Source organism: Brevundimonas sp. Marseille-Q4549 (assembly GCF_976940555.1).
In genome coordinates this window covers 273,431-290,374 of sequence record NZ_CDRHXG010000001.1, presented here as the reverse complement: position 1 = coordinate 290,374, position 16,944 = coordinate 273,431, and the positions used below count along the sequence as shown (strand labels likewise).

At 69.7% G+C, this 16,944-nt stretch carries 18 protein-coding genes; 17 read left to right on the top strand and 1 reads right to left on the bottom strand.

Features of this window, described 5'->3' with window-relative positions; translation table 11 throughout:
- The first annotated feature begins 85 nt into the window (after nt 1–85).
- From ACWPV3_RS01555 to ACWPV3_RS01520, 8 genes are all read left to right on the top strand, one after another.
- Nucleotides 86–604 (top strand): hemerythrin domain-containing protein, encoded by a 519-nt coding sequence (locus ACWPV3_RS01555; protein WP_453976571.1) that lies wholly within the window; start codon nt 86–88, stop codon nt 602–604.
- Between the two features lie 71 nt (nt 605–675).
- The gene (gene ruvC / locus ACWPV3_RS01550) at nt 676–1,194 is read left to right on the top strand and encodes a crossover junction endodeoxyribonuclease RuvC (protein WP_453976570.1); all 519 of its coding nucleotides are present in this window, start codon (nt 676–678) and stop codon (nt 1,192–1,194) included.
- Nucleotides 1,191–1,808 (top strand): Holliday junction branch migration protein RuvA, encoded by a 618-nt coding sequence (gene ruvA / locus ACWPV3_RS01545; protein ID WP_453976569.1) that lies wholly within the window; start codon nt 1,191–1,193, stop codon nt 1,806–1,808. The genes ruvC and ruvA overlap by 4 nt, the downstream gene beginning before the upstream one ends.
- Before the next feature lie 100 nt (nt 1,809–1,908).
- Nucleotides 1,909–2,940 carry a Holliday junction branch migration DNA helicase RuvB gene (gene ruvB, locus ACWPV3_RS01540; RefSeq protein WP_453976568.1) on the top strand — a complete coding sequence of 344 codons (1,032 nt, stop codon included), beginning with the start codon at nt 1,909–1,911 and terminating at the stop codon, nt 2,938–2,940.
- A gap of 56 nt (nt 2,941–2,996) precedes the next feature.
- The gene (locus ACWPV3_RS01535; protein WP_453976567.1) at nt 2,997–4,469 is read left to right on the top strand and encodes an alpha/beta fold hydrolase; all 1,473 of its coding nucleotides are present in this window, start codon (nt 2,997–2,999) and stop codon (nt 4,467–4,469) included.
- A gap of 6 nt (nt 4,470–4,475) precedes the next feature.
- Entirely contained in the window at nt 4,476–4,853 is a 378-nt protein-coding gene (locus ACWPV3_RS01530) for a hypothetical protein (RefSeq protein ID WP_453976566.1), read from the top strand.
- A 9-nt stretch (nt 4,854–4,862) separates the two neighbouring features.
- Nucleotides 4,863–5,315, top strand: a complete 453-nt coding sequence (gene ybgC / locus ACWPV3_RS01525; protein WP_453976565.1) for a tol-pal system-associated acyl-CoA thioesterase — start codon at nt 4,863–4,865, stop codon at nt 5,313–5,315.
- Nucleotides 5,316–5,522: 207 nt separating this feature from the next.
- Entirely contained in the window at nt 5,523–5,954 is a 432-nt protein-coding gene (locus ACWPV3_RS01520) for a hypothetical protein (RefSeq protein ID WP_453976564.1), read from the top strand.
- A gap of 220 nt (nt 5,955–6,174) precedes the next feature.
- On the opposite strand, the gene ACWPV3_RS01515 is transcribed toward ACWPV3_RS01520, so the two are convergent.
- The gene (locus ACWPV3_RS01515) at nt 6,175–6,996 is read right to left on the bottom strand and encodes an APH(3') family aminoglycoside O-phosphotransferase (protein WP_453976563.1); all 822 of its coding nucleotides are present in this window, start codon (nt 6,994–6,996) and stop codon (nt 6,175–6,177) included.
- A 182-nt stretch (nt 6,997–7,178) separates the two neighbouring features.
- Here ACWPV3_RS01515 and tolQ point away from each other — a divergent pair, with 182 nt between their 5' ends.
- The 9 genes from tolQ to ftsH all read left to right on the top strand — a co-directional run bounded on the left by tolQ (nt 7,179) and on the right by ftsH (nt 16,917).
- On the top strand, nt 7,179–7,928 hold the full coding sequence (tolQ, locus tag ACWPV3_RS01510; RefSeq protein ID WP_453976562.1) for a protein TolQ: 750 nt from the start codon (nt 7,179–7,181) through the stop codon (nt 7,926–7,928).
- Nucleotides 7,929–7,931: 3 nt separating this feature from the next.
- Nucleotides 7,932–8,387 (top strand): ExbD/TolR family protein, encoded by a 456-nt coding sequence (locus ACWPV3_RS01505; RefSeq protein WP_453976561.1) that lies wholly within the window; start codon nt 7,932–7,934, stop codon nt 8,385–8,387.
- A 4-nt stretch (nt 8,388–8,391) separates the two neighbouring features.
- Nucleotides 8,392–9,279 carry a hypothetical protein gene (locus ACWPV3_RS01500; protein WP_453976560.1) on the top strand — a complete coding sequence of 296 codons (888 nt, stop codon included), beginning with the start codon at nt 8,392–8,394 and terminating at the stop codon, nt 9,277–9,279.
- Between the two features lie 116 nt (nt 9,280–9,395).
- Entirely contained in the window at nt 9,396–10,778 is a 1,383-nt protein-coding gene (gene tolB, locus ACWPV3_RS01495; protein ID WP_453976559.1) for a Tol-Pal system beta propeller repeat protein TolB, read from the top strand.
- A gap of 133 nt (nt 10,779–10,911) precedes the next feature.
- Entirely contained in the window at nt 10,912–11,472 is a 561-nt protein-coding gene (gene pal / locus ACWPV3_RS01490; RefSeq protein WP_453976558.1) for a peptidoglycan-associated lipoprotein Pal, read from the top strand.
- Between the two features lie 129 nt (nt 11,473–11,601).
- The gene (locus tag ACWPV3_RS01485) at nt 11,602–12,723 is read left to right on the top strand and encodes a DUF3667 domain-containing protein (protein ID WP_453976557.1); all 1,122 of its coding nucleotides are present in this window, start codon (nt 11,602–11,604) and stop codon (nt 12,721–12,723) included.
- Between the two features lie 51 nt (nt 12,724–12,774).
- On the top strand, nt 12,775–13,623 hold the full coding sequence (locus tag ACWPV3_RS01480; RefSeq protein WP_453976556.1) for a tol-pal system protein: 849 nt from the start codon (nt 12,775–12,777) through the stop codon (nt 13,621–13,623).
- Nucleotides 13,624–13,745: 122 nt separating this feature from the next.
- Complete coding sequence (locus ACWPV3_RS01475) at nt 13,746–14,975, top strand: tRNA lysidine(34) synthetase (RefSeq protein WP_453976555.1); 1,230 nt, start codon at nt 13,746–13,748, stop codon at nt 14,973–14,975.
- Complete coding sequence (gene ftsH / locus ACWPV3_RS01470) at nt 14,962–16,917, top strand: ATP-dependent zinc metalloprotease FtsH (protein ID WP_453976554.1); 1,956 nt, start codon at nt 14,962–14,964, stop codon at nt 16,915–16,917. The genes ACWPV3_RS01475 and ftsH overlap by 14 nt, the downstream gene beginning before the upstream one ends.
- Nucleotides 16,918–16,944 lie beyond the last annotated feature (27 nt).

Below are 16,944 nucleotides of genomic sequence, written 5' to 3'. Positions count from 1 at the left end.
GACGACGGGCCACGCGAGTCGTTCGCACGGAACCGGGTCGTGCGCCGGGCGTAACGAGGCTTCACCGTTACGCCTGGAGCCCCCTATGGACATCACCCAGCTGATCCTCGACGACCATGCCGAACAGCGTCGGCTGTTCGCGATCATCGAACAGATCGACCCGAAGGACACCGATGCGCTGAGCGCCGTCTGGTCGCGGTTGTCGGCGTTCCTGGATGTGCACGCCGAGGCCGAGGAGCGGTTCTTCTATCCCGAACTGCTGAAACAGGGCGACGGCGCCAACGACGCCGAGGACGGCACGGTCGAGGGCGAGACCGAGGACGCCATCGAGGATCACAACAAGCTGAGAAACGCGGTCAAGGCCGTGGCGAAGCACCAGGTCGGGACCAAGGCCTGGTTCGATGCGGTGGGCGAGGCCAATGTGGTCAACTCCAAACATATGGGCGAGGAGGAACGGCAGGGGCTGACCGACTTCCGCATGAACGCCGACATCGACATGCGCCACGCCCTGGCGGTCAAGTTCGCCGCCTTCGAGGCCGAGCACATCACCGGCGTCAAGCCGGTGAACAAGGACCCCGAAACCTACATCGAAAAGCACGGCTGAACCGCCGGCCGCCTTCGCCGACTGAAACCGTTCATTGCCCGCTAACCCTCTTTGCGGCATGAGGGGAACGGATGGCGAACGAACCGATCAGAATCATCGGCCTGGACCCCGGTCTGAGGCGCACCGGCTGGGGCGTGATCGCGGCCGAGGGCGCGCGGCTGCGCTGGATCGCGCACGGGGTGGTGACGCCGCCCGAGACCGCGCCCTTCGCCGAGCGTCTGGTGCATCTGCTGGATCATGTGGCGGCGATCTGCGCCGACCACGGCTGCGAGGAGGCGGCGGTGGAGGAGGTGTTCGTCAATGTGAACCCGTCCTCGACCCTGAAGCTGGGGCATGCGCGGGCGGCGGTGATGCTGGCGCCGGCCAAGGCGGGGCTGGCGGTGGCGGAATATTCGCCGAACCTGATCAAGAAGGCGGTGGTCGGGGCGGGCCATGCGGACAAGAGCCAGATCGCCTTCATGGTCAAACGGCTGCTGCCGACGGCCGGCGAAGTGAAGGCCGATGCGGCGGACGCCCTGGCCGTGGCGATCACCCATGCGCAACTGCGGAAACGATCCCTGCTTGAAGCCATGACGCGGGGTGCGGCGTGATCGGTCGGCTGAGAGGGGTGCTGGCCGAGGTGGGCGAGGCGGACTGCCTGATCGACTGCGGCGGCGTGGGCTATGTGGCGTCGTGCGGGGCGCGGACGCTGGGGCGGTTGCCGGCGCCGGGCGACGAGGCGACGCTGCATATCCATTCGCAATGGAGCGAGGACGGGGGGCCGCGCCTGTACGGCTTTCTGGCGCGCGACGAGCGGCGGGCGTTCACGACCCTTCTGGCCATTCAGGGCGTGGGGCCCAAGGCGGCGCTGGCGGTGCTGGACGTGCTGCCGCCCGGCGAACTGGCGTCGGCGGTGGCGCGCGAGGACAAGGCGGCGGTGGCGCGGGCCAACGGCGTGGGGCCGAAACTGGCGCTGCGGATCGTCACCGAACTGAAGGGCAAGCCCTTGGGCGACGTCAGTTTTGCGCCTGTCGCGCCCGGCATGCATGTCGAGATCGCACCGCCCGTTCCGTCCATTACGGGCGAGGCGGCGTCCGCCCTGCTTGGGCTGGGCGTCGCCGAGGTCAATGCGCGCCGGGCCGTGGATCAGGCGTTGATCCGGCTGGGCGACGAGGCGGAACTGTCGGCGGTGATCCGGGCGGCGCTGCAGGAGTTGGGGCGGTGAGGGGGCGTGAGCGGGGAATCGTTATTCGTGAGTCAGGGGTGAAGTCTTCGACGACCATGATTCACGTCTCACGATTCACGATTCACGTCTGGACTTCCCTATGACCCGCATCATCTCCCCCGAGGCGGAAACGGGCGAAGCCTTCGACCGCGCGTTGCGGCCGCAGACCCTGTCCGAATTCGTGGGGCAGTCGCAGGCCAAGGGCAATCTGAAGGTCTTTATCGATGCGGCGCGGGGGCGGGGCGAGGCGCTGGATCATGTGCTGCTGTTCGGGCCGCCGGGGCTGGGCAAGACCACGCTGGCGCAGATCGTGGCGCGCGAACTGGGGGTCGGGTTCCGGGCGACCTCCGGGCCGATCCTGGCCAAGGCGGGCGATCTGGCGGCGATCCTGACCAATCTGGAACCGCGCGACGTCCTGTTCATCGACGAGATCCATCGCCTGAGCCCCCAGGTCGAGGAGATCCTGTATCCGGCCATGGAGGACCATGTGCTGGACCTGATCATCGGCGAGGGGCCTTCGGCGCGGTCGGTGCGGATCGACCTGGCGCCCTTCACCCTGGTCGGGGCCACGACGCGGGCGGGCCTTCTGGCGACGCCGCTGAGGGACCGGTTCGGCATTCCGCTGAGGCTGGAGTTCTATACGCCGGAGGAGCTGACCGCCGTGGTGCGGGGCACGGCGCGCAAGATGGGCGCGGGCATCGACGAGGGCGGGGCGCTGGAGATCGCGCGCCGGGCGCGGGGCACGCCGCGCATCGCCGGGCGGCTGCTTCGCCGGGTGCGCGATTTCGCCGACGCCGACAGCTGCGAGACCATCACCCGGGCGGTTTCGGCGCGGGCGCTGTCGCGGCTGGAGGTGGACGAATCCGGTCTGGACAGCCTGGACCGGCGGTTCCTGAAGGCGCTGATCGAAAACTATGGCGGGGGGCCGGTAGGGATGGACACTTTGGCCGCCGCCATCGCCGAGGCGCGCGATGCGGTCGAGGACGTGATCGAACCCTATCTGCTGCAGCAGGGGTTCATCATGCGCACCCCGCGCGGCCGCGTCGCCTGCGCCAAGGCCTACGCCCATCTGGGGCTGAGCGCGCCGCCGCCGCCGTCCGCCGGCCCCCTGCCGGGCGACCTGTTCGAATAGGCGTTGCCAAGCCGGGGCGGATCGGCGTTTGCTGGCGCGGCATCGGAGCGCGCCCCATGATCTTTCGTCCTGTCGCGGCATTGGTTCTAAGCCTTGGCTTGTGGGGCGGTCTGGCGGCGGCGAACCCGGCCCGCGCGGCGGCGCCGGTCTTCACCGAACAGCCCTGTCCGGCCGACTGGCCGACCGACTTGCGCAAGACGACGTGCGGAACCCTGACGGTCGACGAGGCGCGCGGGACGGCCGGCGACCGGCGCATCGGCGTGGCGGTGGTGGTGCTGAAGGCCAGCCAGCCCTATCGCGACGCCTCGGGGCAGGCGCTGCCTCCGGTGTTCATGTTCCACGGCGGGCCGGGCGGGGATCTGACGCCCGGCGCGGGAAATATTCTGCAGGCGCTGTCGCGGCGGCCCGAGCTGATGGCGGTGGACCAGGACCTGGTCCTGTTCGACCAACGCGGGGGCGGGCGGGGCGATCCGTCGATGGACTGTCCGGGGGTGCAACTGACCGATGCGGGGCCGCCGTCCGACGCCGACCGCGACGGGCTGATCGCGTGTCTGAAAGCCTATCAGGCCAAGGGGATCGACCTGAACCAGTACAACGCCGCCGTCATCGCCGACGACGTGCGCGACCTGGCCCAGGTGCTGGGTTACGACAAGATCGACCTGTGGGGCGGCTCCTACGGGCCGCGCATCGAGGCGGCGGTGATCACCCACCAGCCGCAGATCGTGCGGGCGGCGGTGATGGACAGTCCCTGGCCGCCCGAGGGCGCCTGGGCTGTCGGCACGCCGGAACAGGTGTCGGCGGCGGTGCGGCTGATCCTGGCCAAATGTCAGGCCCAGGCCGCCTGCGCGGCGCGGCATCCCGACCTTCAGGCGCGGTTCGAGGCCGAGGCGCGCAAATGGCTGGCCGGGCCGGTCACGGGCAAGGACGGACGGACCTTCACCGTCGACGACCTGTCGGCCTTCCTGATGGACACGAGCTATAGCGCGACGGGGGTGCGGCGGCTGCCGGCCGATCTGGAGGCGATCATCGCCGGGAACCTGAACCCGGTCGCCGAGATCGCCGAGGACCGCACCTATTACACCGAGGGCCAGCATATGGCGCATCTGTGCAAGGAAGAGCTGCCGTTCGAATCCAGGGCGCGGCTGGCGGCAGGGGCGGCGGGCGATCCGGTGGCCGAGGTGCTGGTCCCGTCTCTGTCGCGCCTGTTCGGCGTGTGCGACGCGGTGGGCGAAACCCCGGCCGCGCCCATCGAGAACCTGCCGGTCCATACCGACATCCCGACCCTGTTCGTCGCCGCCGAGATCGATCCCGGCTGTCCCCCGCCCCTGACCGAGGCGGCGGCCAAGGGCTATTCCCGCAGCCAGGTGGTGATCGTGACCAACGCCACCCACGGCGTCATCAACGCCAGCCCCTGCACCCGCAGGATGGCGCGTGACTTCCTGCGCGATCCGTCCGCGCCGGTGGACCGCAGCTGCCTGCCGGCGGCGGACACGCCGTTGCAGTTCATCGAGGACGGGCCGGCGGCCTGATCGACCATGCGCGCCCAGACCCCGCGACAGCGTTGGACCCTGGCCCTGGCGGCGGTGGTGCTGACCCTGTGCGCGGTCGGGGCATGGATGCGGTGGAAGCCGGTCGCGGCCCCGCCGCCCGAGCCGTCCGACGCGCGGGTGACGCGCCAGATCCGCACCCTGGCCGGACCCGGAGCCGAGCTGCGTTACGCCGAGCCGGGCCAGCGCCGGGCGGTCTGCGGCTATATCGGTCGAACCCACGAGGGGCCACCGGTCAGCTTCGTCTCCATTCCCAACCGCATCCTGTTCAGCGACGACCCCCTGCCCAAGGAGTTTCGCGAACTGCGCCTGCGGTATTGCCCCGGTTTCATGCAGGGGCCTTCGAATCCGGTCGCGATGCGCTAGGGTCGCGGCATGAGCCCTGATCTTCCCACCGCCGGCCGTTTCGAGGGGCGCGACCACCTGCTGCCGGTGCGCGTCTATTACGAGGACACCGATTTCACCGGGCTGGTCTATCACGCCAACTATGTGCGCTATTTCGAGCGGGGGCGGTCGGACTTCCTGCGCGCCATCGGGGTGGGCCACGCCGATCTGCTGGAAGAGGCCGAGCCGCTGGCCTTCGTGGTGTCGGAGTTAAATATCAGATATCTCAAGCCCGCGCGGATCGACGACGCCCTGGTGGTCCGCACCCTCTACGAGCAGGTGAAGGGGGTGCGGCTGATCATCCGCCAATCGGTCGAGCGCGACGGCGAGGTACTGTGCCGGGCCGAGGTGACGGCGGTGTGCATCCATCTGGACGGACGGCCCCGACGGCCGTCCAAGGGGCTGATCGAGAAGGTCACGCCCTGGCTGGCGGATGGGGGCTAGAGCGCCTTCTCTCTCCCGCTCATCCCGGCGCAAGCCGGGGCCCAGACCTTTCGCATCGCGAGTGCGTCGGATGACCACCTGCCTTTGAGTCCCGGCGGCTTTCGCCCAAAGCACTGGGTCCCGGCTTTCGCCGGGATGAGCGGAAATAAGCGTGTGTCCGAGCCGCCGGTTGTTTTAGGATTACACCGAAACGAGGGGAGGAACTTCATGGCCGCAGAAACCTACAAGATGTCCGCCAGCGCGGTGATCGTCACGATCCTGCTGCTCGTGCTGCTGGTCGGCGGCGGGCTGGTGGGGTGTCCGTACTACAAGGTCTGGGAGCGCAAGATGGCGGGCCAGGCCGAGCTGCAATATCAGCAGGGCGCGCGCCAGGCCCTGATCGCGCAGGCCGCCGCCGAAGACGAGGCGGCGATCAAGCGGGCCGAGGCGGCGACGCGCCGGGTGCTGGGCTGGACCGACGCGGCCAAGCGCGGCTGCGCCGAACTGGGCCGTCCGGGCGACCGCCAGTGTGAGGAGCAACTGCTGAAGGACGCCGCCACCTATTCCATCGCCAAGGAAGGCCACGAGGGCGTCATCATCAGCGTCGGCGCCCCGGTGTCGGTCGCGGTCGATCCGAACCGGCGGGCGGCGTCGGAATGAACGGCTGAACCTGTCGACATTCTCTCGGCGAAATCTCCGTTCGTCATTCCGGGGCTGAGCGCAGCGAAGAACCCGGAAGCCAGGGGCCCGATCGCGCTGCTGAAGGCATCTGACGGCGGGCGCACGCCTCCTGGGTTGGCTGCTACGCGCCGCCCTTCGGGTCCGGGTTCGTCCGTTGGACGCCCCGGAATGACGCGCTTCGAATGACGGTCGGGCGAGCCTAGAAGAACTCGTCCAGGGCCAGGTGGAAGGCCAGCCTGTCCTGGTCCAGTTTGGTCAGGCCGTAGGCGTCGAGGAAGGCCCGTTGGGCGTCGGGGCTGAATTCGTCCAGGTAGTTCCAGGCAATGGCCAGGTCCTGATAGCGGTCCGCGACGCCGAGACGGCCCAGGTCGATGCAGCCGGAAACCTGGACCTCCGCGATCAGAATGTTGTCCAGCGAATAGTCGCCGTGTGTGACGACCGGGTCGGCGACCGTGGGGCGCAGGGCGATCATCTTGTCCCAGACCTGCTCGGCGCTCCAGCCCGCGTGGACGTCGTCGAAATCGTCGACATCGACCAGACCGGCCTTCATGCGGGCCTTCGCCAGCTCCAGACGCCGGTCGGCCCCGCTGTCGAACGGGCACTGGGCGGCGGGAAGGGCGTGCAGCGTCTTCAGGAAGCCGCCGATCAGAGCCGCAAACTGGGGCGCCCGGGGCGGTTCGGCGGCCATCCGTTCATAGGCCGTGCGGCCGGGGAGGGCGGTGGTCAACAGCCATGCCTCTTCGCCGTCCGCTGCGGAATAGACGAGCTGCGGCGTCGTGACGTGCGAAGACAGCCAGCGCAGGCGCGCGGCCTCGTCGACGATGTCGCCCGCGACGTCTCCGGTACCGTGTTTGAGGTAGAGATCGGCCGCGCCATCCAGGCTGAGGCGATGCACGGCGGCCCCGGCCTCTCCCACCAGATTGCGTCGCCAGGTCCGCCCGGCCACCAAGGCGGACAGATCGTTTGGCGTTGGAACGGGCGTGGATGCGCGTTCACGGTCTTCGCCAGGGCCGGAAATCATGGATCGCTCGTCGCGGTTTCGAGCTTCACTAGCGTGACGATAACCCGCTGTTAACCCTTATGACGCGCCTGTCAGATGACGGGCGGACGGGTCGGGGCTAAACGGGCCGGACGCCACACAATGGTCACGGCCGCTGGGTCGAAGAGGACGTGACCGATCCCGATTCCGCCCGGAGCGCCTGAATGACCACGCCTGTCGACGCCGCGATGATGAACCCGGTCCAGCTGTTCCAGACCGCCGACTGGGTGGTGAAGGCGGTGATGATCGGGCTGGCGGCGGCGTCGCTGTGGTCGTGGACGGTCATCATCGACAAGGCGGTGCGCTTCGCCGGGCTGAACAAACAGGCCGACGATTTCGAAAAGGCGGTCCAGTCGGGCCGGTCGCTGGAGGACGTCGCCGCTCAGGCCGGACCACAGCCCGACCACGCCCTGCCGCGCATGCTGAGCATCGCCCTGTCGGAATGGCGCGAGGCGCGTCAGAAGGGCCCGTTGAACGAACACCAGGGCGACCTGTTGATGACCCGCATCGACCGGGCGCTGAACAGCCTGATCGCGCGCGAGGGCCAGCGGGTCGAGAACGGGCTGGGCGTGCTGTCGGTGGTGGCCACCGCCTCGCCCTTCATCGGCCTGTTCGGCACGGTGTGGGGCATCATGAACGCCTTCGGGCGGATCGCGGCGGCGGGCAACACCAATCTGACGACGGTGGCGCCGGCCATCGCCGAAGCCCTGTTCGCCACGGCCATCGGTCTGGCGGCGGCCATCCCGGCCTATATCGCCTACAACAAGTTCTCGATCGACGCGGGCAAGTTCACCGGCCGGCTGGAGGCGTTCGCCGACGACCTGCAGGCGGCCGTGGCGCGCCGTCTGGGCAACCCCTCGACGCCGCCGCCCCCGCCGCCCGTCGAAGGCTTCGACCTGAAGCGGGGCGGCTGAGCCATGGCCCTGGGCGGTGGATCCGGCGGCGGCGGCGGTCGTCGGGGGCGGCGGGGGCGCAAGGCCCCCCTGACCGAGATCAACGTCACGCCCCTGGTGGACGTGATGCTGGTGCTGCTGATCATCTTCATGATCTCGGCGCCCCTGCTGACGGTGGGGGTTCCGGTCGAACTGCCCAAGACCGAGGCCAGCGCGGTCGAGATCAAGTCCGAGCCCCTGTCGGTCAGCATCGACCAGCAGGGGGCGATCTTCGTCGGCGACAGCGAGACCGCGTTCGACGCCCTGAGCGAGCGGCTGCTGACCGAGGCGGGCGGGGCCGACAAGGCGGCCGAGCGGCCGGTCTTCGTGCGCGCCGACGGCCGGGCGCCCTATCAGGCGGTGGCGCGGGTGATGGCGCGGCTGAGCGCGACCGGCTTCACCAAGCTGAACCTGATCACCGACACGGCGCCGGAGGCCTGAGCCCTTGCGCCGTCCGAGCCCCGCGATCCTCGGATCCGTCGCCCTGCACGCCGGGGTGGTCGCGCTCGCCCTCGTCTCCTGGCCCCGGAAGACGCAAGAGCTGACGCCGCTGGTCGCCTCCGTGCCCGTGTCCATCGTGTCGGAGGAGACGGTCCAGGCGGCCGCGGCGAACAATCCGCAGCCCGAACCCTCGCGCGAGGATGCAGCGACCGCGCCGGTCCAGCAGCCCGATCCGGTTCCGCCGACGCCCGAGCCGACCCCGCCGCAGCCGCAACCTCAGCCTCAGCCGCGCCCCACGCCGCCGACGCCGCGCCCGCCGTTGCGTCCCACGCCCGCGCCGACCCCGGCGCCGACGCCGCGTCCCACGCCGCCCAAGCCGCAGCCCACGCCCCCGCGTCCGCAGCCGCCGGTGCCGACCCCGCCGACCAAGGCCCAACCCACGCCCCGGCCGGCGACACCCGCGCCGGCTCGCCCGGCGCCGCAACGGCCAGAGCCCAGCCTGGACCTGAACGCCCTGGCCGGACCGCGTCGTCCGACCCCGAACACCGGCCGCCCCGCGACGGGCCAGCAGGGGGCGGGAACCGCCAGCCAGGCGACGGGGCCGCAACTGGCCGCCCTGGGCGCCCAGGTGACGCCCAACTGGAACCTGAACTGCGACCTGCCGGGCATGGATTCCCTGGTCATCCGGGTGACGGTGCGCCTGACGGCCGACGGCCAGATCGTCGGTTCGCCCCGGTTGGAGCAGCCGCGCAGCGACGCCAGCTGGCGGGCGGCGTCCGACGCCATGCTGCGGGCCCTGCGCGCCACCGCCCCGTTCGACGTGCCGCGCGGCTTCCAGGCGCAGGAGGTGCCGTTCCGGTTCGAGACCGCGCGCCAGTGTGCGAACCGATGATCGGGCGCCGAACGACGACCGGTCCGCAAAGTCGCCCCAATCGCCGTGAAGCTGGCGATTGTCGCGCGGTCCGGGGATAAGGGCCGAAGATGTCTCTAATGCTGCGGGAGCGATCCATGCGTTTGAAACTGTCAATGACCGCGGCGGCCGCCCTGCTGATCGCCGCGCCCCTGGTCCTGCAGGCGCCGGCCCAGGCCCAGTCCACCGGCGCGAACGCCGCGCCGATGCGGGACGTGGTCGTGGATCAGGGCGTGCTGAAGCCCCTGGCCATCGCCGTCGCGCCGTTCCGCGGAGAGCACGGGTCGGACATCTCCAGCGTGGTCAGCGCCAATCTGAAACGGTCGGGCTTCTTCGATCCGCTGAACCCCGCCAGCTTCATCGAGACGGGCCTGACCCTGGCCAATGCGCCCAACTTCCCCCAGTGGACCCAGATCGGGGCGCAGGCGGTGCTGTACGGGGCGGTGACGCCGCGGCCCGACAACCGGGTGGACGTGGGCTTCCGGCTTTACGACCCCTACCGCCAGTGCCAGCTGGTCAGCTATCAGTTCACGGCCACGCCCGAGCAATGGCGCCGGATCGCGCACAAGATCTCGGACATCGTCTATCAGCGCATGACGGGCGAGGCGGGCCTGTTCGATTCCCGCGTCATCTTCGTCTCGGAAGAGGGGACGGCGCTGAACCGCATCAACCGCCTGACCATCGCCGATCAGGACGGATTCCAGCCCATCTATCTGACGCAAGGGGACGAGGTGATCATGTCGCCGCGCTTCTCCATGTCCCAGCCGGACGAGATCACCTATGTGGCGCTGGGCAAGGATTACAGCCGCATCTATCTGTACAATCTGACCACCGGCCGGCGCGAAAGCCTGGGGGAGTTCGACGGTCAGGTGCTGGCGCCGCGCTTCTCCAATGACGGGACCAAGATCGCCTTCTCGATCATCCGCAACGGCAACACCGACATCTATGTGATGGACCTGCGCAGCCGTCAGCTGAGCCGGCTGACGTCAGACCCCGGCATCGACACCTCGCCGTCCTTCAGCCCGGACGGCAGCCAGATCGTGTTCAACTCGGACCGGTCGGGACAGGCGCGCCTCTATGTCATGCGGGCAGACGGCTCGGGCCAGCGGCCGATCTCGCGCGGGGGCGGCTCCTACACCGCGCCGGCGTGGAGCCCCAGGGGCGACCTGATCGCCTTCATCAAGTCCGGCGGCGGGCGGTTCTCCACCGGGGTGATGAACGCCGACGGATCGGGCGAGCGCATCCTGTCGTCCAGCTATTTCGAGGAGGGGCCCAGCTGGGCGCCCAACGGCCGCTATGTGATGTTCGCGCGTCAGACGCCGGGCGGGGACACGCGGCTGTGGACCGTGGATCTCTCGGGCCGGGTGGTGGCGCAGGCCGGTTACGCGGGGCGGGGCACGGACCCGGCCTGGTCGCCGCTGCTGGACGCGCCGCCCGCCAATCTGGGCCTGAACCAGGGGGCGGACAGCTGCCCGAACTGAGGTTTGCGAGCGTGGGAGCCTTTGCGCTCAACACTGCGTTATCGCGTCTAGCGCCCAGAAAACGCCCAAGGCTAAGATTAAGGCCAAGCTTGAGGCCGCCGTCCTCGGAAAAGAACAGTCAGGAGACGACCCGATGAAGACATCCCGCATCCTTACCCTGGCGATGGTCGGCTGCGCCTTCGCCGCCATGGCCGCCTGCACCCCCCGCAAGCCCCCTGTCGATTCCGGCGTGACCGACACCGGCGCCACGACGCCGACCGGACCCAGCTATCCCAACGCCCCGACCGGCCCGATCACCGGCGGCCAGGTCGGCGCCGCCCAGCCGGGCAGCGAGCAGGACTTCGTCGTCAACATCGGCGACCGCATCTATTTCGATCTGGACAGCATCGAGGTGCGCCCCGAAGCCATGCCGCGCCTGGACGCCCAGGCCCAGTGGCTGCTGCGCTATCCGCAGGTCACGGTGCGGATCGAGGGCAACGCCGACGAACGCGGCACGCGCGAATACAATCTGGCCCTGGGCGCCCGCCGCGCCGAGGCCGTGCGCAACTATCTGATCAACCGCGGCGTCCCCGCCGGCCGGATCGACACCATCAGCTTCGGCAAGGAACGGCCGATCGCCGAAGGCTCGAACGAGGACGCCTGGGCGCGCAATCGCAACGCCCACACGGCCATCGTCTCGGGCGCCCTGCGCTAAGGCGTCAGACCCCGTCTATAGCGATGCGAGAGGCGCCGGCCCGGGTCGGCGCCTCTTTTCGTTGGCGGCGCTTGAAGCGCCGGGCCGGGGGCGGCAGAAGGTCGGTTCGAGGGATTGGGGGATCACCGCATGGATATCGAAGCGGCGGGCGGGGTTGTCACCGGCGGGCTTCTGGCCGGCGCCGTCGAAAAGCCGACCGGCAAGGCGGGCGAGACGCACGGCGGCGTCTGTTCCGACTGCGGCGCCGCGACCAGCGGAAACTTCTGTTCCAACTGCGGTCAGCCCACCCATGTGCATCGCACCCTGCTGCACCTCGGCGAGGAGTTGCTGCACGGGGTCATGCATTTCGACGCCCGCATCTGGCGCACCCTGCCGCTGTTGTGGCTGAACCCCGGTCGGCTGACGCGCGAGTGGGTCCAGGGTCGTCGCACCCGCTATGTTTCCCCGCTGGCGATCTTCCTGTTCACCCTGTTCGTGATGTTCTTCGCCCTGAGCTTCGCCCCCCATCACGAGGGGCCGGCGGTACAGGCCGACGAGATCGCCCAGCAGCGCGCGGCCGTGGAGGCGGCGCAGCGAACGGTGGACGAACTTCGCGCCGATAACACCCAGCCCCAGGCGATTCAGGCCGCGCAGATGGTGGTGGACCAGCGGCGCGCGCAGCTGACGCAGCTGGAGACCGAGCTGCGCGACGGGCGCGCCGACGGGCTGAAGCCCGGCAGCTGGCAGGCCAGTCTGAAGGACATGGCGACCGGCGACGCCGACGACGAGCCCGGCCATCTGCAGGCCAAGATCGCGGGTCAGGAGATCAAGAGCGGCGGCCACGGCCTGGGCGCCACCATCGCCAAGAAGCTGCAGAACCCGGACCTGGCGCTCTACAAGCTGCAGCAGACGCTGTACAAATTCGCCTTCCTTCTGGTGCCGCTGTCGATCCCGTTCGTGGCCCTGCTGTTTCTGTGGAAGCGGGGCTTCACCCTGTACGACCACGGGGTGTTCGTCCTCTATTCCCTGACCTTCATGGCCATGCTGCTGATGCTGATGGTCGTCGCCGGAACCTTCTGGGGAACGTTCGGCCTGGTGGTGATCAATCTGGCGGCCCTTGCGGTCCCGGTGCATATGTTCGCCCAGATGAAGGGCGCCTATTCCCTGTCGATCTTTTCGGCCCTGTGGCGGACGGTGGCGCTGATGGTGTTCTGCACCATCGTGATCGGTCTGTTCGTGACGGCCATCATCTATCTGGGCCTGGGGCATTGAGACGCGCCGGGCGCCTTGCAGCGGCCCCAAATCGGTGAAACCTAGACGCCCATGACGCTTACGCTTTCGATCACGCGCAAACGCGCCTTCGCCGCCACGGCGCTCGGTCTGATCCTGGTCGCGGGAGGCGCCGTCGCCCAGCAGGCCGCGCCCAACATCATGGAGCGGACCGAATGGGACAACCGGCGGCTGGACCAGCTGGACCGCAACGTCCGCCGCCTGGAGCGCGCCCTGACCCAGAGAAACGCCGCCGGCCAGCCCGTTCTGGTCGAGCCGGACCCCGAGGTCGTGACCCTGCAGGGTCAGATGGGCCTGATCAGCCAGCGTCTGAGCGATCTTGAGTCCACGGTGCGTCGCATCAACGGCGACAACGAGCGGCTGACCTTCCAGCTGGACGAGGCGACGCGCGACAATGCGGCCCTGCGGACCCGCCTGGTCGACGCCGAGAACCGCATCCAGAAGCTGGAGACGGCGGCCGAACTGAACGCGCCGATCGAGGCCAATTCCCCGACCGGCGACGCGGGCCAGGACCTGGCGGCGGCGGTGCGCCTGCTGGCCAGCGACCGGCCGCGCGGCGTGCGCGCCCTGGAGACGGTGGCCATCACCTGGCCCAACACGCCGCAGGGCCGCGAGGCCAACGCCCGGCTGGGCGACCTGCGCGTCGCCGCCAACGACAAGGCCGGGGCCGTGCCCTATTACGCCACGGCGCTGAAGGACTGGCCGCGTATCGGCTGGGCCGGGGACACGACGCTGAAGCTGGCCGACGCCCTGTTCGCCACCGACCGCAAGACGCAAGGCTGCGCCGCCCTGGGCGAGTTCACGCGCCGCTATGCGCCCACGGCCAATGACGCCCAGAAGGCGCGGGCGACCCAGTTGCGGACGGCGGGCGGCTGCGGCTGACCCTGGTTCGACCGGACAGCGACGAAGGGCTGAGCCAGCGGCTGTTCGCGCGGCTGGACCGACGGCTGGCGGCCGATCGCGCCGCGCCCTTAGCCCTGGCGCTGTCGGGCGGCGGCGATTCCATGGCCCTGCTGCATCTGGCGGCGGACTGGGCGCGGGCGCGCGGGCGACCCCTGCTGGCCCTGACGGTCGATCATGGACTGAATCCCGACAGCGCGCGCTGGACCGCCCAGGCGGCCGAGGCGGCGCGCGCGGCGGGCGCCGACTGGCGCGGCCTGACGTGGGACGGCGACAAGCCGGCGGCGGGGCTGACGGCGGCGGCGCGGGCGGCGCGGCATCGGCTGATCGGCGAGGCGGCGCGCGAGGCGGGGGCGCGGGTGATCCTGATGGCCCACACCGCCGACGATGCAGCCGAGGCCGACTGGATGCGGGCGCGAGGGGCGACCCTGGGCCGGGTGCGCGAATGGTCGCCCTCGCCCGCATGGCCCGAGGGGCGGGGGGTGATGCTGCTGCGGCCCCTGCTGGAGGAACGGCGCGCGACCCTGCGTCACTGGCTGAACGGGCGGGGCCTGAGCTGGATCGAGGATCCCGCCAACGCCGATCCGCGGTTCGGCCGCAGCCGGGCGCGTCAGGCGCTGGCGGCAGGGGCGACGGCGCCCGCGACGTCTTCTGAGCCGGTCGAGGACGCGGCGCGGCTGTTCGTCGGGGACGATGGTCTTGTCCGCACGGGGCGGGCTATCGGCGGCCGCGCCCTGGCGGCGGCCCTGGTTTCGGCGGGGGGCGGGGACGCGCCGCCGCGCGGGGACCGTCTGGCCCGGCTGATCGCGCGGCTGCGGGCGGGCGAGGCCTTCACCGCCGTCCTGTGCGGGGCGCGGGTCGCGGCGGCGGGCGCGGATGTGCTGATCATGCGCGAGGCGGGCGAACTGGCGCGGCGGCCCCTTGCGCCGCTGAGGTTGATCCCCGGCGTGGAGGCGGTGTGGGACGGGCGGTTCGTCTTCACCGCCGCCGATCCCGGCTGGCGCGTGGTCGCGGCCCGGGGGCGGCTGGCGGGGCTGTCGCCAGGGGAGCGGGCCCGGCTGAACCGTTTGCCGCCCGCCGCGCGCGGGGCGGCGCCCGTCCTGCTGCGGGACGGCGGACTGGCGCCGGTTCTTGCAGACACGAGCGTCGAACGGCGCGGGCTTGTCGCGGAACGGCTCAGGCTGGCGCTGGACGAAACGACGCATGAAGACGATCTGAATCCCGCGACCGATGGCGTAACGCCCCGGAAGCTCCTATTTTCCTGGCCAGACCATTCCAGACCGGCGGACCCAAGGGGCCGGCGGCCGACCGAGGACCCCTATGAACCTGCGTAATCTGGCGATCACCGGCGTCATCATCCTGGCGCTGCTGGCGTTTTTCGGCGCCCTGTCGCAGGGCGGGCTGATGACCGGCATGCCCGGTCAGCCTGCCGCCCGCACCGAAACCATGAGCTATTCCCAGCTGGTCCAGAAGGTCCAGGCCGGGGAGGTCAAGCAGGTCACGGTTCGCGTGGACAAGGTGAACGGCGAGCTGAAGGACGGCACGCGCTTCACCTCCACCACCGTCTATCCCAACGAACAGCTGATGAACGCCATGCTGCAGGCGGGGGTGGACATCGACGCCAAGTCGGGCGGCCAGTCGATCTGGATGAGCCTGTTGATCGGCATCCTGCCCATCGCCCTTCTGGTCGGGGTGTGGATATTCTTCATGCGCCAGATGCAGGGCGGGGCGAAGGGCGCCATGGGCTTCGGCAAGTCCAAGGCCAAGCTGCTGACCGAGCACAAGGGCAGGAAGACCTTCGACGACGTGGCCGGCGTGGACGAGGCCAAGGAAGAACTGACCGAAGTGGTCGAATTCCTGAAGGACCCCGGCAAGTTCCAGCGTCTGGGCGGCAAGATCCCCAAGGGCGCCCTACTGGTCGGCCCTCCCGGCACCGGCAAGACGCTGCTGGCCCGCGCGGTGGCGGGCGAGGCGGGCGTGCCCTTCTTCTCCATCTCGGGCTCGGACTTCGTCGAAATGTTCGTCGGCGTCGGCGCCAGCCGCGTGCGCGACATGTTCGAACAGGCCAAGAAGAACGCCCCCTGCATCATCTTCATCGACGAGATCGACGCCGTCGGTCGCCATCGCGGCGCCGGCCTGGGCGGCGGCAACGACGAGCGCGAACAGACGCTGAACCAGCTGCTGGTCGAGATGGACGGCTTCGAGGCGTCCGAGAACATCATTCTGATCGCCGCCACCAACCGTCCCGACGTGCTGGACCCGGCCCTGCTGCGTCCCGGCCGCTTCGACCGTCAGGTGGTGGTGCCGAACCCCGACGTCTCGGGCCGCGAACGCATCCTGCGCGTCCATATGAAGGACGTGCCCCTGGCCGCCGACGTGAATGTGAAGACCATCGCGCGCGGCACGCCCGGCTTCTCGGGCGCCGACCTGGCCAACCTGGTCAATGAGGCGGCCCTGATGGCGGCGCGCAAGGACCGGCGCATGGTCACGCACCGCGACTTCGAGGACGCCAAGGACAAGGTGCTGATGGGCTCGGAGCGTCGCTCCATGGCCATGAACGAGGAAGAAAAGCGCCTGACCGCCTATCACGAGGCCGGTCACGCCATCGTCGCCATGAACGTCAAGGCGGCTGACCCGGTCCACAAGGCGACCATCGTGCCGCGCGGCCGGGCGCTGGGCATGGTGATGCAGTTGCCGGAAGGCGACCGCTATTCGATGAAATACCAGCAGATGATCGACCGGATCGCCATCATGGCGGGCGGACGCGTCGCCGAGGAGCTGATCTTCGGCAAGGAGAACATCACCTCGGGCGCATCGTCGGACATCGAACAGGCGACCAAACTGGCCAGGGCGATGGTCACGCGCTGGGGCTTTTCCGAAAAGCTGGGCACGGTGGCTTACGGCGAGAACCAGGAGGAGGTCTTCCTGGGTCACTCGGTCGCGCGCAGCCAGAACATCTCCGAAGAGACGGCCCGGACTATCGACGAGGAGGTTCGCCGCCTGGTCACGTCGGGCTGGGACGAGGCGCGGCGCATCCTGACGACCAAGGCCGATCATCACGAAAAGCTGTCCCAGGCCTTGTTGGAATACGAGACCCTGTCGGGCGAGGAGATCAGGGACCTGCTGGAGAAGGGCGTCGCGCCGAACCGTGACGAGAACAACTTCCCCAACGCCGGGCCTTCGGTCTCGGTGCCGGTGACGCCGGTTTCGGACGGAACCGACATCGAGGTTCCCGCTCCGGCGCCCGCCGCGACCAGCGTGCCGACGGTTCACTGAAGGGCGTCTCCAGCCGCCGTCATCCTC

Bases quoted from the DNA above. Each gene is read 5' to 3' on its own strand.
- ACWPV3_RS01555 (WP_453976571.1), top strand. From the start codon at position 86: ATGGACATCACCCAGCTGATCCTCGACGACCATGCCGAACAGCGTCGG.
- tolB (WP_453976559.1), top strand. From the start codon at position 9,396: ATGCGTTTGAAACTGTCAATGACCGCGGCGGCCGCCCTGCTGATCGCC.
- ACWPV3_RS01475 (WP_453976555.1), top strand. From the start codon at position 13,746: ATGGCCCTGCTGCATCTGGCGGCGGACTGGGCGCGGGCGCGCGGGCGA.
- ACWPV3_RS01515 (WP_453976563.1), bottom strand. From the start codon at position 6,996: ATGATTTCCGGCCCTGGCGAAGACCGTGAACGCGCATCCACGCCCGTT.
- ybgC (WP_453976565.1), top strand. From the start codon at position 4,863: ATGAGCCCTGATCTTCCCACCGCCGGCCGTTTCGAGGGGCGCGACCAC.
- tolQ (WP_453976562.1), top strand. From the start codon at position 7,179: ATGACCACGCCTGTCGACGCCGCGATGATGAACCCGGTCCAGCTGTTC.
- ACWPV3_RS01480 (WP_453976556.1), top strand. From the start codon at position 12,775: ATGACGCTTACGCTTTCGATCACGCGCAAACGCGCCTTCGCCGCCACG.
- ACWPV3_RS01505 (WP_453976561.1), top strand. From the start codon at position 7,932: ATGGCCCTGGGCGGTGGATCCGGCGGCGGCGGCGGTCGTCGGGGGCGG.
- ruvB (WP_453976568.1), top strand. From the start codon at position 1,909: ATGACCCGCATCATCTCCCCCGAGGCGGAAACGGGCGAAGCCTTCGAC.
- pal (WP_453976558.1), top strand. From the start codon at position 10,912: ATGAAGACATCCCGCATCCTTACCCTGGCGATGGTCGGCTGCGCCTTC.
- ruvC (WP_453976570.1), top strand. From the start codon at position 676: ATGGCGAACGAACCGATCAGAATCATCGGCCTGGACCCCGGTCTGAGG.
- ACWPV3_RS01535 (WP_453976567.1), top strand. From the start codon at position 2,997: ATGATCTTTCGTCCTGTCGCGGCATTGGTTCTAAGCCTTGGCTTGTGG.
- ftsH (WP_453976554.1), top strand. From the start codon at position 14,962: ATGAACCTGCGTAATCTGGCGATCACCGGCGTCATCATCCTGGCGCTG.
- ACWPV3_RS01485 (WP_453976557.1), top strand. From the start codon at position 11,602: ATGGATATCGAAGCGGCGGGCGGGGTTGTCACCGGCGGGCTTCTGGCC.
- ACWPV3_RS01530 (WP_453976566.1), top strand. From the start codon at position 4,476: ATGCGCGCCCAGACCCCGCGACAGCGTTGGACCCTGGCCCTGGCGGCG.
- ACWPV3_RS01520 (WP_453976564.1), top strand. From the start codon at position 5,523: ATGGCCGCAGAAACCTACAAGATGTCCGCCAGCGCGGTGATCGTCACG.